The sequence below is a fragment of the Centipeda noxia ATCC 43541 genome, from assembly GCF_000160555.1.
GTDB lineage: Bacteria > Bacillota > Negativicutes > Selenomonadales > Selenomonadaceae > Centipeda > Centipeda noxia.
Window position 1 is genome coordinate 80,338 of the sequence record NZ_GG749283.1, and the last position, 26,064, is coordinate 106,401.

The following is a 26,064-nucleotide window of genomic DNA, read 5'->3' on the forward strand; positions in this document are numbered from 1 at the left end:
AGCATCGTGAAGAATCTTCACGATGCTTTCTTTTTATTAATTTATTCAGGGAGTCCCTGCGGTGAGCCGTCCAATACGAACGACCTTTGAGATCTGGACCTGATGCGTCTTTCCGCCCACGTCCGCAATGATGCTCGGAGTACCATCCGTAATGCTGACGCCGATGACTTTTCCCTCGAAGCTCTGCTTGGACAATTGTCCGTCCTCGCCTTTGGTCTCCGTGATCCACTGCACAGGCTGACCAATCATCGAGCTGAGCTGCCCAATGAGAACGGAAGAATTGATATTGTCTACGATCTTCGAGACTTCCGAAAGCCCCTTGGATACGTTGGTCATCTGCTCAAGTGCCGAGAACTGTGCCAGCTGCGAGAGATACTCGCTGTTGTCCTGGGGATCCAGCGGGTCCTGATATTTCATCTGTGTGACGAGCAGCTGGAGAAATGCATCTTTCCCGAGTGCATCATTTCTCTTGTTTGCTGCATTCGCCTGGTTCTGTGCAGCCTCATACTCAGAGAGTTTCTGCACAACGCCGCCGACGTTGATCGTATTCAGTGGGTTTGAACTTGCCACGATATCTCCTCCTCAAATCGCTCTAGACGCGATAATCAACGCCATCTGCACCGGCAGCGCTGCCGGCTTCCTGTGCCGCGACAGGGGAAAGGCCCTCGATATCATCGAGGTAATCATCCGCATCTCCGCGTGCATAGGTCTGCGTTTCCCTACGGCTGCCGCCGCTTTGCTGCCATGCTCCCTGCCCTTGTCCCTGCGGCATCTGTCCGTCTGCGAGACCGGTATAGACACCTACGCGATCCACCTTGATCCCCTGATTGCTCAGTTCCTGCCGAAGCTGGACAAGTGAATTCTCAATCACATTGCGGACATGCGCATTGTCGCTGTGGAAAGATGCCTGTACGGCACCGTCTGACCCAACTGCTACGCGGAGCGTGAGTTCACCGAGATGTTCCGGCTTCAAGCGGATAACCATCTGGGTATCGGTCAACGTACGCAAGAGACGTGCCTGTTCCACAATCTGACGCGGAATCTCATAGTCCGGCTGCGGTCTCGTTTGCGGTTCCTGCACAGGCTCTGAGGAAATGATCTCCTGTGTCTGAGCAGGTCCTGCTCCGCTCTGCGCGGCAATCGGCTGCGCGGCCTGCGGGGCTGTCTCCCATGTGCGCACCGCAATCTCAAAGGGTGCGGCAGCAGAACGCGTCTGCTGTGCCCCGTTCTGCATTGGCTGCTGTTCCTGCTTGGTACCTTCGTCTGCTGCTTCACGCTGCATATTGTCGTGGCGCATGGTGCGCTGTGCGAGTACATCAAGCGGATTTGTTCCATCCGCAGTCTCACCTGTTATGAGATTCTCTCCGACAAGCTCCGCCGCAGACTTGCCCTGCGCGGGCATAGATTCTGCCTGCGCCAATGCTTCTGGTATCACTGCATGCGCTTCGGCAGACACTTTCAACGGCTGTCTGACACCTGCCTGCTGCAGCACACTCTCTGCAGGGACTTTAACATCCGCGGCAGGTATATTTTCCACGACCGGTGCCGTATCGGTATTCAGCACTGCACGAAGCTGTGCAGTCGATGCCGGATCAAGCGCGGTAAGGCGCAGAACCGCCCCAGACTCGGCTGACTGCAAAAGGGACTCATCCCCTGTCGCCCCCTCTGTGACAAGAGGCTCACCCGAAAGTGCCAAGAGGAAATTCCGGCTCTTTTGCCCCTCTTCCGGCATTTGCTGCAGAAGGTTTTGTACCGCGGTCTGCAGCTTCGTATCGCCAAGCTGCTCTGCTGTCAATTCATAGCGTTCGAGGATATCGGCGAGCGCTGCGTCTAGTCGTTCGTTGGTATCCGCAAGTGCCGCATCCGTATTCAGCAGCGCTGCAAACGCTGCGGTCGCAGTATTCGGAAGTACCGCCGCATCTGCAGATTCGGATGTCGGCGATTTTGTCTGCATTGGTTTTTCATCGACAATTTTCGGTGTCTTTGCCGGCAGATTCTGCGTGTCCTGCGAAGACGCATTGATATCCGCCTCCGGCACATCTGTGTTTTTCACTGACTTCACAGCGCCGTCACGTGTTTGTGCCTTTGCCGCATCTGCATTCAGTCCCTTTTGCAGCGCGCCAAATGTATCGCTGAACGAATTCTTCCCTGAGGTTGTCTGCGCATGATTCCCCGCGGATACTGGGCGCACCTTCGGCGCTCCGGCTCCAACAGAGGTCCCATCTGCTGTCGATACAGCCATGAGATTACCAGCATTCATCTACACATCACCTCTTCTAGTTTGTTTATCGAAACGAATTCATTTTTTCTTAAACTTTTTTTGGCATAGCGCATTTCAACGCGTCGCCAATAGTTTCCGCGCCAAAGAGCTCCATATCGCTGAACTTTCCCTGAAGCTGACGATAGTTTTTCATGGGCAGGAGAGCACTGTGAAAGCCGAGGCGTCTTGCCTCGGAAATGCGCAGCTCTGCCTGCGAGACGGCACGCACCTCCCCGGAGAGCCCGACCTCGCCGCACACGACCATATGCGGACGCGGCAGCCGTCCCGCAAAACTCGATGCCATTGCAACGCTGAGCGCAAGATCCGCCGCAGGCTCATCGAGGCGAATACCGCCCGCAACCTTTACGTAGACGTCGGCAGCGCCAATCGGCAGCTTAACCCGCTTCTCCAAGACAGCAAGGAGCAGCTGGATCCGCTTTACGTCGACGGAATCTGCTGTACGGCGCGGCGGCTGATACGGCGTCGGCGCGACAAGCGCCTGCACCTCGACGAGCAGCGGCCGAGTCCCCTCTACGGTCGGTACAATGATTGAGCCGCTCTCCATCGCCCGCTCCGAGAGAAAGAGCTTCGATGCATCCGGCACATCGACGAGACCAATGTCACGCATCTCAAAGAGCCCGAGCTCATTCGTACTGCCAAAACGGTTCTTGACAGCGCGCAGCACGCGGTACTCAGCATTGCGCTCGCCCTCGAAATAGAGTACGGTGTCCACGATATGCTCGAGAACGCGCGGTCCCGCGAGACTTCCGTCCTTCGTCACGTGGCCAATGACAAAAACGGCAATCCCCGCTGTCTTTGCCACACGCATCAGTTCCATAGCGCATTCCCGTACCTGTGAGACGCTGCCGGGCGCGCTCTCGATGTCAGGGCGATACATCGTCTGGATAGAGTCGATGATGAAGAGTTCCGGCTGCTCATGTTCGACGTGGGCACAGATCGCGTCGAGATTCGTCTCGCTGACGACGAGTAAATCATCTGCGATTGCCTGCAGCCGATCCGCACGCATGCGGATCTGGCGGGCACTTTCCTCCCCTGTCACATAGAGAACGCGGCGGCCTGCACGCGCGATATCCGCCGAGACACGCAATGTCAAACTGGACTTGCCGACGCCCGGATCGCCCACAATGAGGACCATTGACCCTGGGATCACACCGCCGCCAAGCACGCGGTCCAACTCGCCGGATCCTGTCGAAAAACGCGGCAGATCCTCTGCCGTAATGCTTCCAATGGACTGCGGCGGTTCCGTCTGCAGAGAACCAACGCCCCTGAGCTTTTCTGCGTCGAACGAGACAAATTCCTCTGTCATAGAATTCCACGCGCCGCAGCCGGGACATTTTCCCATCCACTTCGGGGTATCGTAACCGCAGTTTTGGCAGACATACGCCGTCTTTTTCTTCTTTGCCATAAAAACTCCCACAACGAAAAGGGACTGCCTATTACAGTCCCTTCATATTTCGCTATTTCAGCAGGCGCACACCCGAGCGCACAAGCCAGCAGAGCGACCATCCCAGATTGAGGAAAAAATTCTCCATGCGCGCACGACGCTTTGCCGGTGCAAGAACATTGCACCCATGCTGCTCATACCTCATGATAGGACGCCTGCTTATCACTCTTGACACGCTTATTGCGGCGCGTGTCCTTCTTGACAAAGTCGAGTCCGTCCCCGGCCTTGCGCACGGAGATGACATCTCCGGCCGCGAAGTCCCGCGCGAGGATCCGCTCTGCGAGCGCATCTTCGATGTTTTTCTGAATGGCACGACGGAGCGGACGCGCGCCAAGCTTAACGTCTGTTCCCTTTGAGATGAGTACGCGCTTCGCCGAAGGACTGACCTCGATGTTGATCTCCTGCTCCGCGAGGCGTTTCTTTACGTCGCGCAGGAGGATGTCCACGATCTTTGTGAGCTCCGGCTCACCGAGCGCATTGAATACGATCATATCGTCTACGCGATTGAGGAACTCCGGTCGGAAGAGTTTCTTTACCTCCTCCATAACCCGCTTCTTCGCACGCTCCTCATCCGTCCCCATCGCCTGCTGCCCGATCGAAAAGCCGATCGAGCCAGTCGTGGAACGCAGATGATTTGCACCTGCATTCGAGGTCATGATGATAATCGTATTGCGGAAATCCGTAACGGTTCCCTGACCATCCGTCAAGCGGCCGTCTTCGAGCACCTGCAGAAGCATATGGAATACATCCGGATGTGCTTTCTCCACCTCGTCAAAGAGTATGATTGAGAACGGTTTCTTGCGGACGGCATCGGTGAGCTGACCGCCTTCCTCATATCCGACATAGCCCGGAGGAGCGCCGACGAGCCGTGCCGTCGTATGCTTCTCCATATATTCGGACATATCAAAGCGTATGATCGCTTCCTCCGAACCGAACACGCTCTCTGCGAGTGCCCGTGCAAGCTCCGTCTTACCCACCCCGGTAGCGCCGAGAAAAAGGAAGGAGCCGATGGGGCGGCGCGGATCTTTCACACCGGCACGCGCACGCCGCACCGCCTTAGAGACGGCACGCACGGCCTCATCCTGTCCGATGACGCGGCGTCCGATATGTTTTTCAAGCGCCAGGAGACGATCAGATTCCTTTGCCGCGATGCGCTGTACGGGAATGCCCGTCCACTGCGCCACGACATCCGCAATATCATCCTCCGTAACAAGAATCTCAGCCCGTTGGTCTTCGCCGCGACGCGACTCCTCCAGCCGTGCGCGCAGCTCCTGCTCACGATCGCGCAGGCGTGCCGCCTCCTCATAGTCCTGTCCGCTGATTGCGGCATCTTTTTCTTTTACGGTTTCCGCTATCTCCGTGCGCAGTTCAGTGAGGCGATCGGTTCCGCCAATATTCTTCATGCGTACGCGCGAGGCCGCCTCATCCATGAGGTCGATCGCCTTATCGGGCAGGAAACGATCTGTGATATAGCGCTTTGAAAGACGTACGGCCGCTGCAACGGCGGTATCCTCAATATGTGCATGATGAAATTCCTCATATTTTTCACGCAGACCAAAGAGGATCTGCTCCGCACTTTTCTCGCTCGGTTCCTCCACCATAACGGTCTGGAAGCGTCGTGCGAGCGCACTGTCTTTAGCAAAGTGCTTCTTATATTCACTGAGCGTTGTCGCACCGATGATCTGCATCTCTCCGCGCGCAAGGGCGGGCTTTAAAATATTTGCCGCATCAAGCGAGCCCTCTGCACCACCCGCACGGATAAGCGTATGAATCTCGTCAATGAAGAGAATGATGTTTTTCGCTTTGATCACATCATCCACAACATTTTTAAGGCGTTCTTCGAACTCACCGCGGTATTTCGTGCCTGCGACAAGCGCCGTCATCGACAGCGTGACGACGCGTTTATCCTCAAGCAGGAAAGGCACCTCGCCGGCTGCAATACGCTGCGCAAGCCCTTCGGCGACAGCGGTCTTTCCGACGCCCGCCTCGCCGAGGAGAATTGGATTGTTCTTCGTACGGCGCGCGAGGATCTGAATAACGCGGTCAATCTCTGCATCGCGGTCAATGACAGGATCAAGCCCCCCTGTACGCGCGGCCTCGATCAGATCGCGCCCGAATTTTTTGATTGAGGCGGGAAGGCCGCTGCGTTCACCCTTTCCCTTCTTTTTTCGGGCTGTCTTTTCCTTGGGCTCTTCCTCCGCCTCGCTCATGCGCTCGAGTACTTCGCTCTGCACCTCTTCAACGTCGACATCGAGTTCTTCGATCGTACGGACCGCCGTCCCCTCTGCCTCGGTGAGGAGACTAAGCAAAATATGCTCCGTTGTCACAAAGGAACGCTCCTCGCGCGCAGCGTCGATCGCTCCCTGCATAACACGCTGAGCGCGCCGCGTATAGTAGGGGGTCTCATCCGGACGAAGGACATCCTGAAACCCGTCCGAGCTCCGAATCACCTGCTCGGCGCTGTCATAATCCACGCCGAATTTATCCAAGGTCTCCGCTGCAATGGTATCGCGCATATGCAGAATGCCGAGCAGAAGCTGGCCCGTTCCTATATACCCTTTTCCACGCCGCTGCGCAATGTACTGTGAAAACTCTACGGCTTTAATCGCCGCCTGTGTAAAAAATTGACGGTAGTTCAATCTGTCCCCTCCTTATCCCTGCGTTTGATACTTATGTAGGATCGCGCGCACACGTGCCGCGCGAATATTATTGACTTCCTCTGTCGACAGATTTTCGTTTTCCGCTGCATACTTGAGATAGCCGTCGCGTGCTGCAACGACAATCTCAGCATAACACGCCGGCGATACCTCTGTGATAATCCCTCGATCCATTCCGTAGCGCACACGTGACAGGAGATCAAAGACTTCCTGCTCCGTCAGCGACCGCGCGTAGGACAGAATGCCAAAGGCACGCCATACGCCGTCCTCGACGCCGTCTCTTCCAAAGTAGGAAAGCGCTTTGCGCGCGCGCCGCTCATGTGCAGCGACCTCCCCCACTGCCGTGCGGAGGTTCTCAAGCATTTCCGCCTCGGAATAGCCGAGCGTAAGCTGATTGGATATTTTGTAGAGATGCGCTCCCTCGCCGACTCCCTCAAGCGAGTGAACAGCAAGGCCGAGCTGCGGCGATATGTTGACAATATTATCGATGTTGCGCGTATAGACAAGCCCCGGCAGATGAAGGATGACCGAAGCACGCAGCCCCGTTCCAAGATTCGTCGGATATGCCGTCAGATAGCCCATCGTCTCGTCAAAGGCGAGATCAAGACGCGCCTCAATGTAGTCATCAATGCGTGATGCAATATCAAAAGCCTGCGTCAGTGAAAGCCCCGGCCGCATCGCTTGGATATGCAGGTGGTCATCCTCATTGACGAGGATGCTGATGCACCCATCTGCACTGATATATGCCGTGCGGTGCGGCTGCGCCTCGGCAAATTTTTCACTAATCAGGCGCTTCTCGATCAGCACCTCGCGCTGGAGACTCGTCAGCTGATCGATTGATATGCGGTCAAAAGACTGCCCCATCTCGGTTCCAATATCTGCAAATGCCGCATCTACAACCTGCTGAATCTCTGCCAGCTGTCCAAGATCGGCACGCCCTGGAAACGGGAGATTGATCAAATTGCGTGCAAGGCGCACACGACTGAAGAGTACAACATCTCCGTCCTGTGCTTCCGTGCCGAACCATGAGAGCCGCTCAGCGCGCAGGAGATCATCAAGTGCCATGATCATTCTCCTCCAACTGATGCTCCAACGAGCGAATACGGTCACGGTATTCTGCCGCCTTCTCATACTCCTCGCGCGCAACAGCCTCCTTCAGGCGTGCGCGAAGCTGATCTGCCTCCTGCCGCAGCATGATGGAGCTGCCCGAACGGCGGGGAATCTTCCCGCGATGGATGCTCGCGCCATGGATGCGCCGCAAGAGCGGCATCAGCTCGTGATGAAACGTCTCATAGCAAACAGAACAGCCGATCTGTCCCGTCTTCGGAAAGTCCTGGAAACGCATACCGCAGTTTGGGCAGGTAATATGCGGGGTATCTTCCTCCTCTGCCCCTTCCTGCTGATTGCTGCCAAAGATCCCCTTCAGGAAATCATCCGCTGAGACATTCTGCTGCTGTGCGCGGAGAATCGACGCTCCATAATGCGCAGCGCAGCTCATGCATATATTCTTTTCACTTCGTCCGCCCGGACCGATCTGCACAATGTGTACAATCGCTTCGTTGCGTCCGCATTCTTCACAGATCATGACGGCATCCCTTTCCATCGACCCCAAAATATTTCGGCACAGCCGACTTTATTTTTATATCGAACAACTATCTAAAATTCTCCAGTGTCAAAATCATCGTTCTCAGCATCTCCACACGCTCCTCGGCCGCCAGTGTCTCGGAGTGAAAAAGCCCTGTCACCATCTGCATCAAAAGAGCCGCCTCACGTGTCTCGACCATCCCATGCTGCACCAGATAGCGCACCATGGACTGCACCGTCCCCATATCGGTATTTTCATCGATCTTCGACAGCATATCCTGATAGACAATATCCCGCAGCGGAACCTGAACAATGCGGATGAATCCGCCCAATCCGCGCCGCGACTCCACAACAAAACCTTTATCCTGCGTAAAACGCGTGGAGAGCACATAGCTGATCTGCGAGGGCGCACACGAGATCTCATCTGCAATATCCGTACGCCGTAGCTCCACCTGTCCGTCCTGCCGCGAAGCAAGCTGGCGGAGAATATAGGATTCTATCATATCGGCAATATTGCTCATTGTATCACCTTCTCTTGTATTCCTTAATTGTGCTTTTCTCTATTATATTTGACCTTTCGACTTTTGTCAATTCCCAATTATATTGCCAGAGTACACAGTGATTCACAGATACCGGCAGATAATTTGGGGCAAAAGAAAAAGACGCTTCTAAGCGCCTTTTTCTAAGCTATACCTATGCAAACGGAAATCGTCCATGTATAATGACAGGGATTAGTGAATACATACAAAGAATATCGTGCTAAAGGAAATCGTTCTATCTGCACTCACAGCCCTCATTCCCTCAGCAACAGACCCTCCCCTCGCAACGAACCATCTTATTAACACGATGGCTGGCAAGTTCCACTATTCATTCTGTTGCACAATTAAGTATCCGCACGGTTCTCGTTATGAAAAACAGATAGATAAACCTAATTCAGGAGACATCATGAATCTTTTTATGGATCCGAGAGACGCAAAAAGTTATATAAGCAACTCTCAAAAAGCTCGCATCCTTACAGAAAAATGGACTGCGGAAAATATATATTGCATTCATTGCAAGAGTGAGCACCTTACAAAATACGAAAACAATAAACCAGTTGCTGATTTTTATTGTGAATACTGTAAGCAAGAATATGAGTTGAAGGGAAAGAAAGGAGCGTTTGGCAATAAAATTACTGCGGGATCATACCATACGATGATTGCGCGCATTAATGCGAAAACCAAACCTGATTTTTTAGGAATAGAGTATACTTCTGATTTCAAAATCCGTAACTTTTTTGTCATACCAAAACATTTTTTTGTCCCAACTATAATTGAAAAAAGACCTCCTTTACACTCTTCTGCTCAACGCGCTGGATGGATAGGATGTAATATTTTGCTTTCATCAATTCCAATGAGCGGACGAATATTTCTTGTTAAGGAAGGCAATGAAATATCTCATAGTATAGTGCGTGCACAAGTAGAAAATGTAAATTTATTAAAGACAATGAATATGAACAAGCGCGCTTGGACAATTGATATCATGTTCTGTATTGAGAAAATCGGATTGCGCCATTTCACATTAAGTGATATATATAATTTTGAGTCATATCTGCAAGATCGACATCCAAACAACAAGCACGTTCGCGATAAAATCCGACAGCAAATTCAAATCTTAAGAGATCATGGGTATATAGAATTTTTAGGTACAGGACATTATAAACTGCTTCCGAGTATCTAAATAACAACCATTATAAATCCCAATCAATATCGTCGCAAAAATTCGCGTCCGAAGACGGTAACAGTGTAGTAGAATCCTATGAGGAACGGGAGATATTCGGCAATAAGGCGCCAGCAGACAGCAACAATCCCAACGGTACCCGCAGGAACAGCAGCGGCAAAGAGCAGAACGAATCCTCCCTCGGCAATGCCGGAGCCGCCCGGCGTCGGACTGAAATAGAGCAGCATATTGAGGAAGATCATGCGGCCCATGACAGTGTACCAATCGGCATCGGTAACGCCAAGTCCGAGCAGGAGACACGGTACAACGGCATAGATGCAGAGGAGATTCAGGCCCGACTCCGCAAAGACGACAAGCATTTGCCGCGGTGCATCAAGGAGAAGAGAGATCGCGCTCTTTGTATCGCGGTAGAGCGCGAAAAGCTGATGCCTTCGCTTGTCGCGCAGACGACGCGCAATCGATATGACAACGTAGTCAAGATAGCCGCGGCGTGCTCCGATAACGATGAAGATGATGCCGACAAACGCTGCAAGCGTAACTGCCATCAGGAGATCATTTGATACGCCCGGAACAATCCCCTCGTCATGGAGGAAGATGAACGGCATGCAGAGCGCGAGAAAAAAGATCGAGAGCAGCGTGCGCACGATGACAAGTACGGCGGCCTTCCCCGTGGGCACGCCCGCATGGCGCAGGAACATGACTTGAGCAACTGCTCCGCCGGTCGCCCCCGGCGTGAGTAGAGCGAGAAAATAATTGCCGAAGATCACCTGAACCGCCTGGTACAAGGTGATTTTTTCATTTGAAATCTTAACAAGATGCATCAGACGACTGCCGTCAAAGAACATGCCGAGCCCGACGGCAAGCAGCGCCAGAAGGAGCGACCACGGATGAAAGCGCGTCAGATTATGAAAGGTGTTGATGTCTACCGTCGTATAGATGACTGCGGCGGAGATGCCGACAACAAGCACAAAGAGAAGGAGAAAGCGTCGCGTGAATTTGCTCATGCTTACGCTCTCCCCTTTCTTCTATTCGGACAGATATTCTTCATGCGCCGCAAAGGCGTTGTGCCTGTGGATGGATTCCTCGTTCTCGCACTCCAACGAGAAATATGCGAGCCCCGGCAGCCGCCGCAGGGCAAGGACGGTATCGCGCAGGATATCCTCGACGAACTTCGGATTCTCGTATGCTTCTTCCGTGACATATTTCTCATCCGCACGCTTGAGCAGCGGATAGATGGGCGCGGATCCCTGCTGCTCAAGAAGCACCGCCAGTTCCTCAATGTAGATGCACGGCACGCCTTCACGATATCGGAGCCGCACGCGTGCTATGGAACGTTGGTTATGCGCCCCATACGCAGATATCTCCTTGCTGCATGGGCAGAGTGAGGTAAACGGCATGGCGAGCCCGAGTTCGAACAGCATCGATGCGCCGCGCTGCTTGCGCCCGGTGAAGGATGCATCCACATCCAGCAGAGAGACACGCCCGCTGACCGGCGCCTTCTTCTCGAGAAAGTAGGTGAATGCGAGTGTGACCTCTGCAGCCTCGGCATGAAGGCGATCGAGTGCCTCTGTCAGCATCGCCTCCATCTCCTCCTCTGCCAGTGGTTTTTCGCTCCACGGCAGGAGGATTTCGAGGAAGCGGCTCATATGCGTGCCTTTGAACTCCATCGGGAGAGACACGGTAAATGAGATGCGCGCGAGCACCTGCTGATAGCCGCCTGTCTGTTTCTTGATGAGAAAGGGCAGGCGCAGCTCCTTGACACCGACGCGCTGAATGGCAATGCCGCGGCTGTCCTCACGGTTCTGTACGTCCAGCATCACTGGCCTCCTGCCGCGTACGGGATCGGATCGCGCCGTCCCGCCGCAGCAAAGCCGCGCAGACGCAGAACACAGCTGTCGCAGACGCCGCACGCCTCCTCTTCACCGCGATAGCAGCTTGTCGTCAGCTCATAGGGCGCTCCGAGCTTCGTCCCGAGGCGAATGATTTCCCCTTTAGAGAGGCTCTGCAGGGGCGTCTCAACGATAATACGCCGTCCACGCTCAGCGGCCGCCGTCGCGGCATCTGCCGCCGCTTGAAACGCTGCAATGAATGCAGGGCGGCAGTCGGGATATCCCGAATAGTCAACAGAATTCACGCCGATATAGAGATGCGTTGCGCCTACACGTTCCGCATAGCCAAGCGCATAGCTCAAAAATATGAGGTTGCGCGCAGGCACATAGGTCGCGGGAATGTCTGTCCGCTGCGCATCACCTTCCGGCACATCAATCGTATCGTCAGTCAGCGCCGATCCGCCGACAGCATTCATATTCGTCTCGATGATGAGATGCTCTGCCGCGTGATAATGCACGGCGATCTTCTTTGCGCACGAGAGCTCTCGAATATGACGCTGATGATAGTCAAAGCTGACGGGATAGAGTTCATGACCTGCCGCATCGGCGACTGCCATACAGGTACAGCTGTCGAGACCGCCGGAGAGAAGGACAACCGCTTTTTCCCCCATAATATTCCCTCTCATCCGCGCAGCGAAGCAATGGCTGCTGCGATATCCGAGGAACCGTAGATATAGGAGCCGGCAACCAGTACGTTTGCCCCTGCCGAGCGCACGGATTCCGCTGTCTCGGCATTGATGCCGCCATCAACCTCAATGTCGATATCCAGCTCATTATCCGCAATCGTATGGTAGAGCGCATGTATTTTTCCGACGGTATTCTCGATGAATTTCTGCCCGCCAAATCCGGGATTGACGGTCATGAGAAGAACCATATCGGCGTCATCGATCAGTTCCTCGAGCGTGTAGATGGATGTGCCCGGATTGAGTGCAATGCCCGCCTTGCATCCAGCTGCCTTGATCTGCTGGATGACGCGATGTGCATGGCGTGTCGCCTCGACATGGAATGTGATGATATCCGCCCCTGCCTTCGCGAACGGCTCAATGTGCGTCTCGGGATGCTCGACCATGAGATGTACGTCAAAGACAGCCTTGGAAACTTTGCGGAGACTCTCCACGACACAGGGGCCCAACGTAATATTCGGCACAAAGGTTCCGTCCATCACGTCAATGTGGATATATTCCGCACCCGCTTCCTCTACGCGGCGCACATCCGCGCCAAGGTTTGCAAAATCCGCCGACAGGATGGACGGCGCGATAATCGTGGGACGTTCGATGTGAATATGCTCCTCCTCATGCAAGTCCTCTTCGTACTCGTGTTCATGTTCATGTGCCATTTGATTCTCCTATTTCTTTTTTGACCGAATCTCATCAAGCAGCGCAATATAGGCATCGTATCGCTCGCATGAAAGCTCTCCCGCCGCGGCCGCCGCCTTAACGGCGCAGCCCGGCTCATGGCTGTGGCTGCACGGCGCAAACCTGCATCCTCCGTACTTGGAAAACTCGGAGAAGCATGCAGTCAGTTTCTCTTGGCTTATCTCCGTGAGCTCCTGCTGGGTAAAGCCCGGCGTATCCACAACGTATCCATTCATAAACGGAAGGAGCTCGGCACGCCGGGTTGTATGGCGCCCGCGGCCGATCTTCTCGCTGACGGCCCCGGTCACCAGCGCAAGCGACGGATCAAGCGCATTGAGCAGGGAGGATTTCCCCGCTCCCGACGGCCCCGCAAATACGGTAATCTCCCCCGCAAGACGCCGGCGCAGCTCATCCAGTCCCGTGCCGCATTCCGCCGAAACACGCAGGACCGGATATCCCGCCGCCTCATATTCCGCAAGGAAATGCTCCGAGTCCCCCCGATAGAGGTCCATCTTGTTGATGCAAAGCACAATCTTTGCAGCACCGGAGCACTCAGCAAGCACGAGGAAACGGCTTACGACGAGCGGATGCGGATCGGGCGATGCGGCGGCGACTGTGATGACGATTTGGGTCAGATTCGCCACACGCGGCCGCTGCAACAGATTCGAGCGCTGTTCGACATGCTCGATTACGCCCTCTTTGGGAGATATACGATCCAGTACAACGATGTCTCCCGGAAGAATCTCCGTATCGCTGCGTCCTTTTTTGATCCTGCCGCGCAGCTTGCAGAGGATGACTGCATCCTCCGCCGCGACATGGAGAACGCTGTTATAGACCTTTAGGATACGCCCGTGCTGTTTCACATACGATCTCCCTATTCCGTTTTTTCGGTTTGGATACGGCGTCCGGACGGATCTTTTTCACCCTTCTTCGTATCTCCGTTCTTCGTATCCTTCCCCTTTGTATTTCCGGAGGATTTTTTCCCGCTCGAAACGACGAGACGCACAGAGCTTCCTGCATCCACCTCAGTTCCGGCCGCAGGCGACTGACTGACGACTGTTCCGGCTGCCTGTGTGCTTTCCTGCTCCGATGTCCCGCCGACACTCAGGCTGCTGCCTTCGATTATCGTCCGTGCGCGATCAACAGGCACGCCCTTCACATCGGGAACAGAGACTTTTTTGATCTTCTGTCCCTTGCTGACGGTAATATCCACAGTCTGCCCCTTGCTGATGCGCGTCCCGCTGCGCGGATCCTGGGAGATAACCGTCCCGCTGTCCTCATCGGAGAATGTCTCATAGGCAGAACCGAGCCGGAGCCCCATCTGCTGCAGCTTGTCGATCGCATCCGATTGGTTGAGTCCGCGCAGATTGGGCATCTCGAGTTCTTCTCCGCCCTTGCTGACATAGATCGTGATTGCCCGTTCTTCTTTGACCATCGTGCCTGCCTCCGGCGTCTGAGATACGACGACCCCCACCGGCACCGATGCGTCATACGTCTCTGCAACCGTGACGCGCAGATGCTGATCTTCGAGGATCTGGCGCGCGAGAGTCATCTGCTTGCCCGTCACATCGGGAACCGTGATCTCAACGGAACTCCAGAATTTGCCGAAACTCAAGAAGAATCCCGTAAAAAATCCCAACAGAAGAATGAGCAGCAGCCCGAACTTAAATTTCTTCGTGCGAAAGAAGGGGCGCTCCTCTCCTTCCTGCGGAACTGCATCCTCCTCCGCCTCAGCGAGTGCGCCGATCTCCTGTGCCTCCACCGGCGTCAAGACGCGTGTCGCATCGGGATCAAACGCCGGCAGAGCCTCCGTATCGCTGCGCATCATCTGCTCTGCCCGAACGATATCCTGAACGAGCATGCTGCTGTCCGGGCGCTGTGCTGGATCCTTCGCCATCATCCGCGTTACGAGGGCCTCTACGACAGGAGGTATGCCGGGGGCAATCATATGCAGCGGCTGAGGATCCTCTTCAAGATGTTTGCGTGCGATGCTCACTGCCGTGTTGCCGTCAAACGGAATCCGCCCTGAGAGGATCTCATAGAGAAGAACGCCCAGCGAATAAACGTCCGATTTCGGCGTAATCATCGTACCGCGTGCCTGCTCCGGAGAAAAATAGTGCACCGACCCCATGATATTATCATTGTAAGTCATTGTAGACTCGGTAACCGCGCGCGCAATGCCGAAATCCGCCACCTTCACGTTTCCGTCCGGCATAACGAGGATGTTGTGCGGCTTGATATCGCAGTGCACAAGGTTATTCGCATGCGCTTGGGCGAGGGCGCCCGCGATCTGGCGGGCAATCTGGAGCGCCTGCGGGACGGGGACCGGCCCCTCCTCCTTGATGCGCTCTTTCAGCGTGCGTCCCGGAACATATTCCATAACGATATAATGGCGTCCCTCAGCGACGCCGACATCGTAGACATTGACGATGTTCGGATGCGTAATGCGCGCCGCCGCTTTCGCCTCCCGCTGAAAACGCGTGATAAATTCCGTATCGTTCTCATACTGCTGATGGAGAATCTTAACGGCGACGGTGCGCTCCAAAAGTTGGTCCTTTGCTCGATAGACATCTGCCATGCCCCCGCTGCCCACCAGCGCTTCCAGCGCGTAGCGTCCATCCAAGACACGCTCAACCATGATCGTTCCTCCTAACGCCTCTGCCATGCACTCTGCCTGAGGTCTCTATCATAAAAGGGCTTCAGCCCTCAAAATAAGCTCTGATAATCTGACGCGCAATTCCTGCCGCCGCTCTGCCGCCGAAACCGCCTTCTTCTACGAGAACGGCCAGCACGATTTTGCGGCCGCCTCGCTCCGCCGAGCCGATGAACCATGCGTGATCCGTTCCGCTCGTATTCTCCGCTGTACCGGTTTTTCCCGTGACACGCACGCCCGCGACATCTGCCGCCGTTCCGGTGCCCGCCGCAACAACATCCGCCATGTAGCCGTCGATAAGCGCTGCACGCTCCGCTGTCGTTGCCGTTCTCCATACAGAGGGATCAGCTTCATAAAGCACCGTCCCCTCCGGCGTCAAAACGGCATCCACAAGATACGGGCGCATGATGTGTCCGCCATTGGCAAATGCATCGGCAACAAGTGCCATCTGCAGCGGTGTAACGAGCAGTTGTCCCTGTCCGATGCCGGTCTGCGCAATTTCCCCATCTGTGAGTTTGCCGAAGTCCGGCACATGAGCCGCCGTCATAGCAATCTCCGGAGAGGCAAGCTCCTCTCCGACGCCAAAGCGGGAGAATGCGCTTGACAGCCCGCTTCCGCCAAGCCGCAGGGCCAGCGTGGCAAATGTGACGTTGCAGGATTCGCGCAGTGCATCGGAGAGACGCAGCTTTCCATGTGCCTCCCCGTGACTCTCGTGCAGCACGTAATCCGTACCGATTGCGAGTTCGCCCGTACAGGTGAAAACCTCGTCCGGATTGGTTGCACCCGCCGCGAGTGCGGCATCGGCAATGAGCGTCTTAAACGTCGATCCAGGCGGGTAGAGGCCCTGGACGGCGCGGTTGAGAAGCGGGCTGTCCGCACGTGCGGAGAGTTCATTCCACTGCGCTTCCGCTGCCGAAGGGTCAAATGACGGTGCACTCACCATCGTGAGCACGCCCCCTGTCGCAGCATCGAGGACGACCACAGCGCCGCGATGCGTGCCGAGCGCGTTCCACGCAACTTTTGAGAGCGATGCATCAACGGTCAGGCGGACATCATACCCTGCATCCGAACGCAGAAGGGTCCGAAGCGGCCCCACCCGCGCCGCATCTGTCGTAACACCGCTGAGTTCCAGGCCCTCCGTCTGCTCAATGCCCGTCGCGCCATAGCGCTCTGTCAGATACCCTGTTACCGGCGCGAGAATGCGCCCATACGGGTAGGAGCGTACGCCTTCCGCGGAGCTCTCGGCAAGGATATGCCCCGCGTGATCGAATACGCGTCCTCGACGAATGTCCTTCTCCATCAGCACCGTCCTCGTATTGAGCGGATGCGCCGCGAGCTCCGCACCATCCCAAACGCTCAGCTTCGCAAGATAGAGTATCTGGACGGCAATGAGACCAAGCAGGAAAGCCGCGGCGACGGCGATGTGCTTGCGAATTTTCCGATCAGCCATCTGCCGCCCCCCGGGACGTTCCCGACAATGCCGTCAGAATGCCGACGAGGATAAAACTTGCCGCCATCGAACTCCCGCCGTAACTAACGAACGGCAGGGTGATCCCGGTGAGCGGCAGAAGTTTCGTCACACCCGCCGTGATGATAAACGCCTGCAGCAGGAGACTTGCAGCACATCCCGCCGCAAGCAGCGACTCCTGCGCCCGCGGCAGTCCCATCGCAATGCGGCTGCCGCGCCAGAAGAGCAGCGCATAGCCCATGAGGACAAGAACCGCCCCGAGCAGGCCGAACTCCTCGGCAATCGCCGCAAAGATGAAGTCCGTATGCACCTCGGGAATAAGATGCGGATGTCCCTCCGCAAATCCCGTTCCCCAAACGCCGCCTGTGCCGATGGCAAAGAGTGACTGTACAACCTGGTAAGACATCCCGTTCGGGTCAGCCCACGGATGCAGCCAGATATCAAAGCGCACGCGGACGTGTCCGAAGAGCGCATAGCTCGCTGCCGCCGCGATGAGGATAAAGAGCCCCGCGAGGAACACATAGGATTTGCGCCCCGTCCCCATATAGGTCATGAGCACCGCCATCCCGAAAAAGAGAAGTGCCGATCCGAGATCGCGCGCAATGACAAACATCAATACGGAGAGTCCCCAGAGCGCGATGAGAGGAGCGATGAAACGCACCGGCGGCAGATGCAGGAAGAGTACGCGCCGCGCCGGCAGCGTCAGCACGGCAAGGTGATCGGCAAGGTATGCCGCAAGAAAGAAGATGAGCAAAATCTTGCCGAACTCCGAAGGCTGCATGGAAAAAGAACCGAATACAAGCCAGTTCTTATTCCCCCCGATACTCACTCCAAAGAGAAGCGGCAGGAGGAGAATGACCGTTGTCGCAATGCCCAGCACATAGGGATAGTCGAGGAGACGCCGCAAACGCTCCCACAGGAGCACCACAGCTCCCCAGAGGACGATGCCGACACACGCCCATCGCAGCTGCGCGGCGAACAGCTCCGGCTTCAGGCGCGCGATCTCCGCAAGGCCTACGGCAAGCAGCACGTAGGAGAGGCCGAGCGGAACACAGTCAAGCTTCCGCTGCAGCGTGATCACATAGCTGGCGGCAGCGCATGCGAGGAGGAGAAGGAGCCACGGCAGATACGGCGTATCCGTGTGCCAGTCAAACAGCCAGCCGGGCTGTCCGGCCCCTTTCTTCAGCAGGAGAACGCCAAGTGCGCAGAAGAGGAAGCAGACAGGCGCGATTTTCAGTCCCTGTGTCATGATGCTTCATAGGCAAGGGCAATCGCTGTGATATTGTCTTTGCCGCCCTCCGCGAGCGCCCGCTCCACCATACGATCAGCAACGCCCGCAAACCTGTTGTCTCCGAGCAGTACCGAGAGATCCTCATCTGAGACCATATTGGTCAGCCCGTCTGTGGCGAGCAAAAGGCGGTCGCCATTCTCGAGAGAAAAGGAATCCCCGTCGACATGAAGACGTTCCTCTATCCCGACGGCACGCAGGAGAAGATTCTTGCGCGGATGGTGCTGCGCCTCCGCCTCACTCAGCTCACCGCGGGAGACCAGCTCCTCCACATAGGAGTGATCCCGCGAGACCTGCCGAAAGACGCCGCGCCGCAAAAGATAGAGACGGCTGTCCCCGACATGGGCATAATGCGCTGTCCGCGCCTGTTCGTCAATATGGAGAACCGTAGCTGTGGACCCCATTCCCTCATAGGAAGGATTTTCCTCAGAGGCCTCCAGTACCTGCTGGTTTGCGCGCAGAACGGCGCTCTGCAGCGTCGCCGCATCAATTGCTTCTGCCGCATTTGCCATATCGCGTACTGCAGCGACCACCATACGGCTCGCCACCTCGCCCGCCGCATGCCCGCCAAGCCCGTCCGCTACCACATAAACGGATGGAGAGAACACACCGTAGCTGTCCTCATTCGATGTCCGCACATGTCCGATGTCCGATGCGCTCGAAACCTCTATCATGTAATTACCTCTCAAACCGCAGGGCAACCCCACCGATGCGCAGAACATCGCCCGGACGCAGATACGCCCGCCCCGCTAAAAGTCCGTCATTTAGATAGGTGTGATTGCGGCTGCCCAAATCCTCCGCAATATATGCATTCTCTCTCTGATAGATTAATACATGATGATGTGATACAAAATTATCCGCCAGGACAATATCGTTGTCCTCGCTCCGCCCGATTGAAAGCTCCTGCCCCACAGGAAATCGTCGGCCCGCAATCCCCTCTCCCGCTACAACAAGCAGGGATGCTGCGCCTGCAGGCTGTTCCTTCGGCTGCGCTGCCTCTTTTAGATCGCTGCGCAGCGTGCGAAACATCATGCTGCCAAGGCGTACGACCGCATAGGCGAGCCAGAGGAGGGCGCCGTATTCGAGCGCAACGCGCAGCACCTTAAGTGTGATCGCCGGCATCACAGCACCTCATAGCGCAGCGCTGTCGTGCCGAACCGTATTTCGTCTCCGTCGCACAGACGCTGCACTTCTATGCGGGCGCCGTTCACGAAGCTGCCATTGCGGCTCTGAGCATCATAAAGTGTATGCCGATGCGACTCGTAGGAGATCCATGCCTGCACACGAGAGATATTCGAGTCCGTGAGGATGAACTCGTTGCGCGGCATCCGCCCCATATAGATTTTGCGCTCACCAAGATGCACAGAAACGCCTTCATCCGCTCCGTTGAGAACCGTAAGCGCAGCAAGTTCGTGCTCCGGCGGGAGATTCAGACAGCGGGCCTCCGTCAGCGAGGGCCGCTCGAGGACGATCGTCTGCGCCGTCGCATCACAGGATGCGTCCGCATCATGCTCGGATACAGATTCCCGCTGGATATGCACAGTGAGCTGATAGGTACCTGCGCGCAGAGCGGTATCGTGCGCAAAACAGATGCTGAGCTTTCCTTCCATCGTGAGATCGGCACGTATGATGTACTTCTTGAGCGCCGTTCCGAGTTCGTCTGCCACGCGGTGCGAACAGAGGCGCTGATAGTCCTCCGTTCCGAGGGAGATGACATAGGCGTTTGCGAGACTGCTGTCCGCACTCTGCTTCTTTGCCTCCTTCTCGAGGCCTTTGACAAGTTCAACAGGCTCCAAGTGACTGCTGAACTTTCGATTGAAAAAACCCTCGATATGCTCTCCCAGAAAAGATTCCACGCGATCGATCATCGTGTAATGCTCTCCTTTGGTTGTGGGAATCACTGATTATCCGTGATTCCTATGAATCAGACTTAACAATTCCTATATCATAGCATAAAAGCATGAAAATTTACAGTCCTGCTTCCATGAGACGATTGCGAAGCTGCCCGCATGCGGCCTGAATGTCTGTTCCCATCTCGCGGCGCAGGGTCGCCGTAATGTGCCGCTGCGCAAGAATTTTTTGAAAGCGCCGGATCGCAGCTTTATCCGGACGGAAAAGGCTGCGTTCCGCCACTGGGTTGATCGGAATGAGGTTCACGCTTGCCAGCTGTCCCCTGAGGAGCTTCGCCAGCTGTTCCGCATCGCGCGGTCCGTCGTTTACATCACGAATCAAAATATACTCATAGGTCACGCGCCGCTTCGTCCTCTCTGCATAAAAGCAAGCTGCACGCAGGACATCAGCAAGTGGATACATGCGGTTGACCGGCATAATCTCAGAGCGCAGTTCCTCCGTCGGCGCATGAAGGGAAATCGAGAGCGAGATGGGAATGCCCTCTTCCGCCAGACGTTCAATACCGGGAACAATCCCTGAAGTCGAGAGTGTAATTCCGCGATAGCTGAGCCCGATCGTATAGTCCTCATGCAGGAGCCGTAGCGCCGCAACCACATTATCATAGTTCTCCAGTGGCTCACCGGAACCCATGACGACAATCGTATCGACATGCCCCCCCTCCGCACGCAGAAAATCCGCAATGCCGATCACCTGCGCCGCAATCTCCCCCGCAGTCAGATTGCGCTGCAGCCCGTTCAGCGTAGACGCACAGAACGCGCAGCCCATCCGACAGCCTGCCTGCGTCGAGACGCAGACACTGTTGCCGTACGCATGCCGCATGAGCACCGTCTCCGCCGTCTGCCCATCGGCAAATTCGTAGAGCAGCTTGATCGTCGCTCCGTCAGCGGAGTGCAGACGCGAGATCACCGCGGGGCGCTCGATGGAAAAAATCTCAGCCAGCCGCGCGCGCAGTTCCTTGGGCAGATTATCCATGGCATGCAAAGAGACCGCTCCACGCTGATACATCCATCGAACGATCTGATCTGCGCGAAAGCGGGGAATCTGATGTTCCCGAAGCGAGGCGGCAAGCGCCTCCTTTGTCCAGCCGAAAATATTCATAGGCGCCTCATGCGGGCGATGAAGAACCCGTCCGGACCATCCGTCTCCGGCATAATCTGAACCATCTGCTCCGAGCGTTTTTTACCGGGAAGAAAGGCACCTGTCTCCTCAAGGGAAAAGTCCGGATGCGTCTTTAGAAAATGCTCAACCACCGCTGTATTCTCACAGTCCTCCATCGTACAGGTGCTGTATACCAGAACGCCGCCCTTTCTGACCGTCTGCGCCGCGCTCGCAAGGATCTCGCGTTGGAGCGGCGGCAGTGTCTTGCGGTCCGAGGCGCTCTTGCGCCAGCGCGCATCAGGCTTGCGGCGCAGAACGCCGAGTCCGGAGCACGGCGCATCAACGAGCACGCGGTCGGCCTGCTCCTTGTAATGCGCGCCGATCTCCCGCGCGTCGAGTACGGCAGCCTCAATGATCGAGATGCCGAGCCGCTTTGCGTTGCGTTCGATGCGTCGGATTTTCTCCTCATAGATGTCAAATGCCAAGATGCGCCCGCAATTCTCCATCCGCTGCGCAATGTGCGTCGTCTTTCCGCCCGGTGCGGCACAGGCATCAATCACGGTCATGCCCGGCTCAGGCGCGAGCACATGCGTCACAAGCATGGAACTCTCATCCTGTACCTGCGCAAGGCCCTCGTGCAGAGGCGCGAGCACGTTCAGTGCTCCATGCGCGCGCAGGATGACGCCTTCGGGCACCCATGCAGATGTACGTGCCTTCACGCCCGCTGCCTTAAATTTCTCAATCAGCTGCGTACGCGAAATGCGCAGCGTATTCGTCCGCACGGAGAGCGGCGCACTCGTATTATTGCAGCGGCAGAGTGCCTCTGCGCGCTCATAGCCATAGGCGCGCACCCAACGCTCCGTCATCCACAGAGGATGCTGCTCGCGCAGCGCCAGTGACCGCGCATCGCGCCCCTTTGGGAGCGCCGCACGCTCCGGCTCGCGCAGAGCCGTTCGGAGCACGCCGTTGACGAATGAGGCTGCCCCTCTGCGCCCATATTTTTTTGCAAGTTCCACCGCCGTATTGCACGCAGCGGATACGGGAATTTTATCCATAAAAAAGATCTGATAGAAGCCCAGCCGCAGGAGCGTACGAATAGCCGGCTGAGCTTTCCTCAGATCCGATACGTACTTTCCGATCATGTAGTCAATCGTATCGCCCGCCTTGACGACACCGTAGACCAGTTCTGTCAGGAATCGGCGGTCCCGCTCCGTCGGCCGTGCCGCACGCAGTGTCTCCGCAAGTGCGACATTGGCATAGGCGCCCGCACCGTGCACCCGCAGAATCGTCTGCATGGCCAGCTCGCGTACACGGTCGATTTTATCCTCACGATAGTTCTGCATTATGCGCCCTTCTCCGCCACACGAGGCAGGGGTTCGATAATCTCCTCCAGCTGACGGCGCACCTCGTTCATATCTACGCTCGTATTGTAGCATGGGCCGTTGGGGCGTATATTCAGCACGCCGACCGCCGGCAGCGGGAACACATCCTGTATGCCGCTCATCAGATCACGCTCACACGCGATTGCCAGCACTGCCTTCGGACGCATATTATAGATGATCTGTCGCGCAAGCGTGCCTCCCGTCGCCACGAAGAAATGAAACCCCATCTCCTCCGCAAGCGCAACGAGATCGCCGATGTTGCATCCGCCGCAGCGCTTGCAGTTGTTCGGATCGCGCGTCACCTTATGCGGGCAGCTTGCGAGCTGCAGGCAGTGCGGCGTCACGACGAGCAGACGGTCGGCCGGCACGCGGATATGCATCCGATGAAAGAGCAGATTACTCACGGCAATAAAGGATCCCTCGAGCTTTCGCCTCTTTACGCCGAAGATGGCGCCGAGGCGCACCGCCGCAGGAAAGAGCAGATTGATGAGTTCATAGGTCTGACGCTTCATCCACGGCAAATACGGCAGCCCCGCAATCGCCAGCACCATATTGAAGATGCCAAAAAACGAGAGCAGAACCGCGCCGGAAAGCACAGCACCGATCGCCCACGGCAGGAGCGGCTGAATGCGTTCGAGCCCCGGCACGCCGATATACCATATGACAAATAGAATCGCCGCCGCGAGCATCGTCACCAACGACAACATCCCGATAAAAAGTCGTTTTTTCGGCCGTGAGGGAAGCAGGATCGTCTTTTTCGCGCCTGCCGTCTTCCCATTGACCGTCAATGTCTGTTCGCTCATGATGAAAACCTTGTACCGACGGTCAGTGCGCATCCATTCAAAAATGCGGACGCCGCCATCATCTTCTTGCCGGGCGCTTGGATCTCCGTGATCTCCACATCCTCATCCCCCGCCGCAATGCAGAGCCCCGCCCTGCGGTCGGCAGAGACGAGTGTTCCCGCGGGTGCACTTGCCGCATGTCCCGTACGGCGCAGACCGCCGATCTTATAGACGGCACCGTCGAGACTCGTCTGTGCATACGGGGTCGGATTCAGCCCACGCACGAGCGCATCGAGTTCGCGTGCCGGCTTCGACCAGTCAATCTGAGCCGTCTCGCGCGTGATGCGCGCAGCATAGGAGCTCTCCCCCATCTGCGGCACAGGCGCAAGCGTCCCTGCGGCAAGCCGTTCTAACGTCTCAATGAGGAGCTCCGCCCCCGTCTCCATCAGCACATCGTGCAGCGTTCCGTAGGTCGTATCCGCATGGATGGGAACCTCGCGCCGCAGAAGCATATCCCCCGTATCAAGCCCCGCATTCATCTGCATCGTCGTGATCCCCGTCACCGTCTCCCCGTCCATGATCGCATGCTGAATCGGCGCCGCGCCGCGATACTTCGGCAGCAGCGACGCATGTACATTGATGCAGCCATGCACGGGAATATCGAGCACTTCCTGCGAGAGGATCTGGCCGAACGCCGCTACCACCGCTACATCTGGTGCCAGCGCGCGCAGTTGGAGGATAAAGGATGCATCACGCGCGCGTTCCGGCTGAAGCACGGGAATATCGTGCGCAGCCGCCCAAGACTTAACCGGCGATGGGACGAGTCTCTGCCCACGGCCGCGCGGGCGATCGGGCTGCGTAACGACAGCAGCGACCTCCGCAAGATCTGTACGCGCGTCAATTGCCGCGAGCACAGGCACCGCGAAATCCGGCGTTCCCATGAAGACGACACGCATACGCGTCACTCCTTTTCCTCCTCCTTGCGAAGGTTGATGGCAATATCAATGAAGAGTCTGCCGTCGAGATGGTCGCACTCATGCTGAATACAGCGTGCAAGGAGCCCGTCTGCCGTCAGTGTACGCCGTCGGCTGCGCCGATCCGTATACTCCACCGTCACACGCTCCGCGCGTTCCACATCACCGTAGACCTTCGGTATGGAGAGGCAGCCCTCCGAGTCCACGACGCTGCCCTCGCGCATCGTGATGACCGGATTCACCAGCTCGAGAAGCCCGTGCTCATCCTCCACATCAATGACGACCAGGCGCAGCGACTTTCCGATCTGCGGAGCGGCAAGCCCCACGCCGTTGGCCGCGTACATCGTCTCTGCCATATCGTCGAGCATCTGCCGATGCCGCTTCGTCAGGCGCTCGATCGGCTCTGCTTTCTGTTTCAGGACGGGGTTGCCCGCCTTTTTGATCTCTAAAATTGCCATAGATTTTCCCTTATCCCTCGTTATAAGTGCAGATGATAGATCCGCACCGCATTGTCATAGAATACCGCATCCCAATGTTCCTCTGGGATGATCAGCTTTGTAAACGCAATATAGTCGCCGAGATTTGCGAGCGGCCAGTCCGTCCCGAACATCAGACGATCATATGCAGCCAGATACGCCAGCCATCCCCGCAGATGCTCGATGTAGAACTTCTTCTGCGTGCAGAATAACTCAAAATCCTGAATTTTTCCCGCAAGCATCCCGGAGAGATCAGCCGTCACATTGGCGTTCTTCTCCATCACGGCAGCCGCATCCGTAAAATATGGCTCGCCGAAATGGCACATAACGAAATTCACATCGCGGAACTTCGTCGCCGCCTCGTCCATGACGCTCGGATGCACATACTTGAGCAGCGCTTTCTCCGTCGCCGTCAGTCCCGTATGCACAGCGACCGGCTTTTCGTATTTCGCCGCAAGCGCATAGACAGGCGCCAAAAAGTCCGCATATATATAGAAGTAATTGTAGCCCGGATAGAGTTTGATGCCGACGCAGCGCTCGCCCCGCAGATGTTTTTCCAATGCGGGCAGGAGCTGCTCAATGCGCTCTGCCGCCATCTCGGTCACACCGTCGCCCGCAATCCCCACGCAGTAGTGAAAGAGATCGGGATACTCCGGTTCCGTCTCCTCAACCGGCAGATTGCCCATAATGACGCCGTGCACAATCCCCGCCGCTGCATAGTCGCGGCGCATCGCCTCCTGCGTATTCTCATGTCCCGCCGCCTGCGCGACGGTATCAAAATACTCCCCTCTGCCAAAATGCAGATGAGCATCAATGATCTTCATGTATTTTCTTTCTCCACAGCAAACTGTTATCGCTATCCGTTTAGTTTATCATATGCGTCAATACTTTTCCTGTAACAAGAGAAACATTTTTTGCGATACCGTTCAAGTTCAAATTACAGACAAATTAATATATGGAAATTTTAGAAAAAGCGTCGAATATTTATTGTTATTTAATGAATCTATATTATATTTATCACAGACGTTTCAGATCTATCATATACCGAGGAGGAAAACATAATGAAAAAGCAAGAATTGGCACGCAGGATCACAGCATGGCTA

26 protein-coding genes are annotated in these 26,064 nt (G+C 56.0%); 1 reads left to right on the top strand and 25 read right to left on the bottom strand.

Annotated elements, in window-relative coordinates:
* Positions 1-45: 45 nt before the first annotated feature.
* The 8 genes from HMPREF7545_RS09705 to HMPREF7545_RS09735 all read right to left on the bottom strand — a co-directional run bounded on the left by HMPREF7545_RS09705 (position 46) and on the right by HMPREF7545_RS09735 (position 8,487).
* A complete protein-coding gene (locus HMPREF7545_RS09705) occupies positions 46-570 on the bottom strand; it encodes a flagellar hook assembly protein FlgD (protein ID WP_006695568.1) in 525 nt (174 codons plus the stop codon).
* 22 nt (positions 571-592) lie between these two features.
* On the bottom strand, positions 593-2,260 hold the full coding sequence (locus HMPREF7545_RS09710) for a flagellar hook-length control protein FliK (RefSeq protein WP_006695569.1): 1,668 nt from the start codon (positions 2,258-2,260) through the stop codon (positions 593-595).
* Positions 2,261-2,309: 49 nt separating this feature from the next.
* Positions 2,310-3,686: a DNA repair protein RadA gene (gene radA / locus HMPREF7545_RS09715; RefSeq protein ID WP_006695570.1), complete on the bottom strand. Its 1,377-nt coding sequence runs from the start codon at positions 3,684-3,686 to the stop codon at positions 2,310-2,312.
* Between the two features lie 52 nt (positions 3,687-3,738).
* Positions 3,739-3,870, bottom strand: coding sequence for a hypothetical protein (locus HMPREF7545_RS10485; protein WP_006695571.1), 132 nt, complete (start codon positions 3,868-3,870; stop codon positions 3,739-3,741).
* On the bottom strand, positions 3,860-6,364 hold the full coding sequence (locus HMPREF7545_RS09720; RefSeq protein WP_006695572.1) for an ATP-dependent Clp protease ATP-binding subunit: 2,505 nt from the start codon (positions 6,362-6,364) through the stop codon (positions 3,860-3,862). The genes HMPREF7545_RS10485 and HMPREF7545_RS09720 overlap by 11 nt, the downstream gene beginning before the upstream one ends.
* Positions 6,365-6,376: 12 nt before the next feature.
* Entirely contained in the window at positions 6,377-7,447 is a 1,071-nt protein-coding gene (locus HMPREF7545_RS09725) for an ATP--guanido phosphotransferase (protein WP_040571396.1), read from the bottom strand.
* Positions 7,437-7,967, bottom strand: coding sequence for a UvrB/UvrC motif-containing protein (locus HMPREF7545_RS09730; protein WP_040571397.1), 531 nt, complete (start codon positions 7,965-7,967; stop codon positions 7,437-7,439). The genes HMPREF7545_RS09725 and HMPREF7545_RS09730 overlap by 11 nt, the downstream gene beginning before the upstream one ends.
* Positions 7,968-8,034: 67 nt before the next feature.
* Entirely contained in the window at positions 8,035-8,487 is a 453-nt protein-coding gene (locus HMPREF7545_RS09735; protein WP_006695575.1) for a CtsR family transcriptional regulator, read from the bottom strand.
* 424 nt (positions 8,488-8,911) lie between these two features.
* Between HMPREF7545_RS09735 and HMPREF7545_RS09740 the strand changes: the two genes are divergently transcribed.
* The gene (locus tag HMPREF7545_RS09740) at positions 8,912-9,685 is read left to right on the top strand and encodes a DpnI domain-containing protein (RefSeq protein ID WP_006695576.1); all 774 of its coding nucleotides are present in this window, start codon (positions 8,912-8,914) and stop codon (positions 9,683-9,685) included.
* Positions 9,686-9,708: 23 nt separating this feature from the next.
* Here the strand turns inward: HMPREF7545_RS09740 and HMPREF7545_RS09745 are convergent, their stop codons facing one another.
* The 17 genes from HMPREF7545_RS09745 to HMPREF7545_RS09825 form a co-directional block, all read right to left on the bottom strand.
* Positions 9,709-10,689, bottom strand: coding sequence for a lysylphosphatidylglycerol synthase transmembrane domain-containing protein (locus HMPREF7545_RS09745; RefSeq protein WP_006695577.1), 981 nt, complete (start codon positions 10,687-10,689; stop codon positions 9,709-9,711).
* 21 nt (positions 10,690-10,710) lie between these two features.
* Positions 10,711-11,502 (bottom strand): GTP cyclohydrolase FolE2, encoded by a 792-nt coding sequence (folE2, locus tag HMPREF7545_RS09750; RefSeq protein WP_006695578.1) that lies wholly within the window; start codon positions 11,500-11,502, stop codon positions 10,711-10,713.
* Positions 11,502-12,185: a 7-cyano-7-deazaguanine synthase QueC gene (queC, locus tag HMPREF7545_RS09755; protein ID WP_040571398.1), complete on the bottom strand. Its 684-nt coding sequence runs from the start codon at positions 12,183-12,185 to the stop codon at positions 11,502-11,504. The genes folE2 and queC overlap by 1 nt, the downstream gene beginning before the upstream one ends.
* A gap of 11 nt (positions 12,186-12,196) precedes the next feature.
* Positions 12,197-12,910 carry a ribulose-phosphate 3-epimerase gene (rpe, locus tag HMPREF7545_RS09760; RefSeq protein ID WP_006695580.1) on the bottom strand — a complete coding sequence of 238 codons (714 nt, stop codon included), beginning with the start codon at positions 12,908-12,910 and terminating at the stop codon, positions 12,197-12,199.
* Between the two features lie 9 nt (positions 12,911-12,919).
* Positions 12,920-13,792, bottom strand: coding sequence for a ribosome small subunit-dependent GTPase A (rsgA, locus tag HMPREF7545_RS09765; protein ID WP_006695581.1), 873 nt, complete (start codon positions 13,790-13,792; stop codon positions 12,920-12,922).
* 11 nt (positions 13,793-13,803) lie between these two features.
* Entirely contained in the window at positions 13,804-15,567 is a 1,764-nt protein-coding gene (pknB, locus tag HMPREF7545_RS09770) for a Stk1 family PASTA domain-containing Ser/Thr kinase (protein WP_040571399.1), read from the bottom strand.
* 61 nt (positions 15,568-15,628) lie between these two features.
* A complete protein-coding gene (locus HMPREF7545_RS09775; protein WP_006695583.1) occupies positions 15,629-17,032 on the bottom strand; it encodes a peptidoglycan D,D-transpeptidase FtsI family protein in 1,404 nt (467 codons plus the stop codon).
* Positions 17,025-18,299, bottom strand: a complete 1,275-nt coding sequence (locus HMPREF7545_RS09780) for an FtsW/RodA/SpoVE family cell cycle protein (RefSeq protein WP_006695584.1) — start codon at positions 18,297-18,299, stop codon at positions 17,025-17,027. The genes HMPREF7545_RS09775 and HMPREF7545_RS09780 overlap by 8 nt, the downstream gene beginning before the upstream one ends.
* Complete coding sequence (locus tag HMPREF7545_RS09785) at positions 18,296-19,012, bottom strand: Stp1/IreP family PP2C-type Ser/Thr phosphatase (protein WP_006695585.1); 717 nt, start codon at positions 19,010-19,012, stop codon at positions 18,296-18,298. The genes HMPREF7545_RS09780 and HMPREF7545_RS09785 overlap by 4 nt, the downstream gene beginning before the upstream one ends.
* A 4-nt stretch (positions 19,013-19,016) precedes the next feature.
* Positions 19,017-19,460 (bottom strand): FHA domain-containing protein, encoded by a 444-nt coding sequence (locus HMPREF7545_RS09790; protein ID WP_006695586.1) that lies wholly within the window; start codon positions 19,458-19,460, stop codon positions 19,017-19,019.
* Complete coding sequence (locus tag HMPREF7545_RS09795) at positions 19,460-20,206, bottom strand: FHA domain-containing protein (protein ID WP_006695587.1); 747 nt, start codon at positions 20,204-20,206, stop codon at positions 19,460-19,462. Before HMPREF7545_RS09795 ends, HMPREF7545_RS09790 begins: the two co-directional genes overlap by 1 nt.
* 100 nt (positions 20,207-20,306) lie before the next feature.
* Complete coding sequence (rlmN, locus tag HMPREF7545_RS09800; RefSeq protein WP_006695588.1) at positions 20,307-21,347, bottom strand: dual-specificity RNA methyltransferase RlmN; 1,041 nt, start codon at positions 21,345-21,347, stop codon at positions 20,307-20,309.
* On the bottom strand, positions 21,344-22,690 hold the full coding sequence (gene rsmB, locus HMPREF7545_RS09805; RefSeq protein ID WP_006695589.1) for a 16S rRNA (cytosine(967)-C(5))-methyltransferase RsmB: 1,347 nt from the start codon (positions 22,688-22,690) through the stop codon (positions 21,344-21,346). The genes rlmN and rsmB overlap by 4 nt, the downstream gene beginning before the upstream one ends.
* Complete coding sequence (locus HMPREF7545_RS09810; RefSeq protein WP_006695590.1) at positions 22,690-23,532, bottom strand: DUF116 domain-containing protein; 843 nt, start codon at positions 23,530-23,532, stop codon at positions 22,690-22,692. The genes rsmB and HMPREF7545_RS09810 overlap by 1 nt, the downstream gene beginning before the upstream one ends.
* On the bottom strand, positions 23,529-24,467 hold the full coding sequence (fmt, locus tag HMPREF7545_RS09815) for a methionyl-tRNA formyltransferase (RefSeq protein WP_006695591.1): 939 nt from the start codon (positions 24,465-24,467) through the stop codon (positions 23,529-23,531). Before fmt ends, HMPREF7545_RS09810 begins: the two co-directional genes overlap by 4 nt.
* Before the next feature lie 5 nt (positions 24,468-24,472).
* On the bottom strand, positions 24,473-24,943 hold the full coding sequence (gene def, locus HMPREF7545_RS09820; protein WP_006695592.1) for a peptide deformylase: 471 nt from the start codon (positions 24,941-24,943) through the stop codon (positions 24,473-24,475).
* 20 nt (positions 24,944-24,963) lie between these two features.
* A complete protein-coding gene (locus HMPREF7545_RS09825) occupies positions 24,964-25,785 on the bottom strand; it encodes an amidohydrolase family protein (RefSeq protein WP_006695593.1) in 822 nt (273 codons plus the stop codon).
* Between the last annotated feature and the right edge of the window lie 279 nt (positions 25,786-26,064).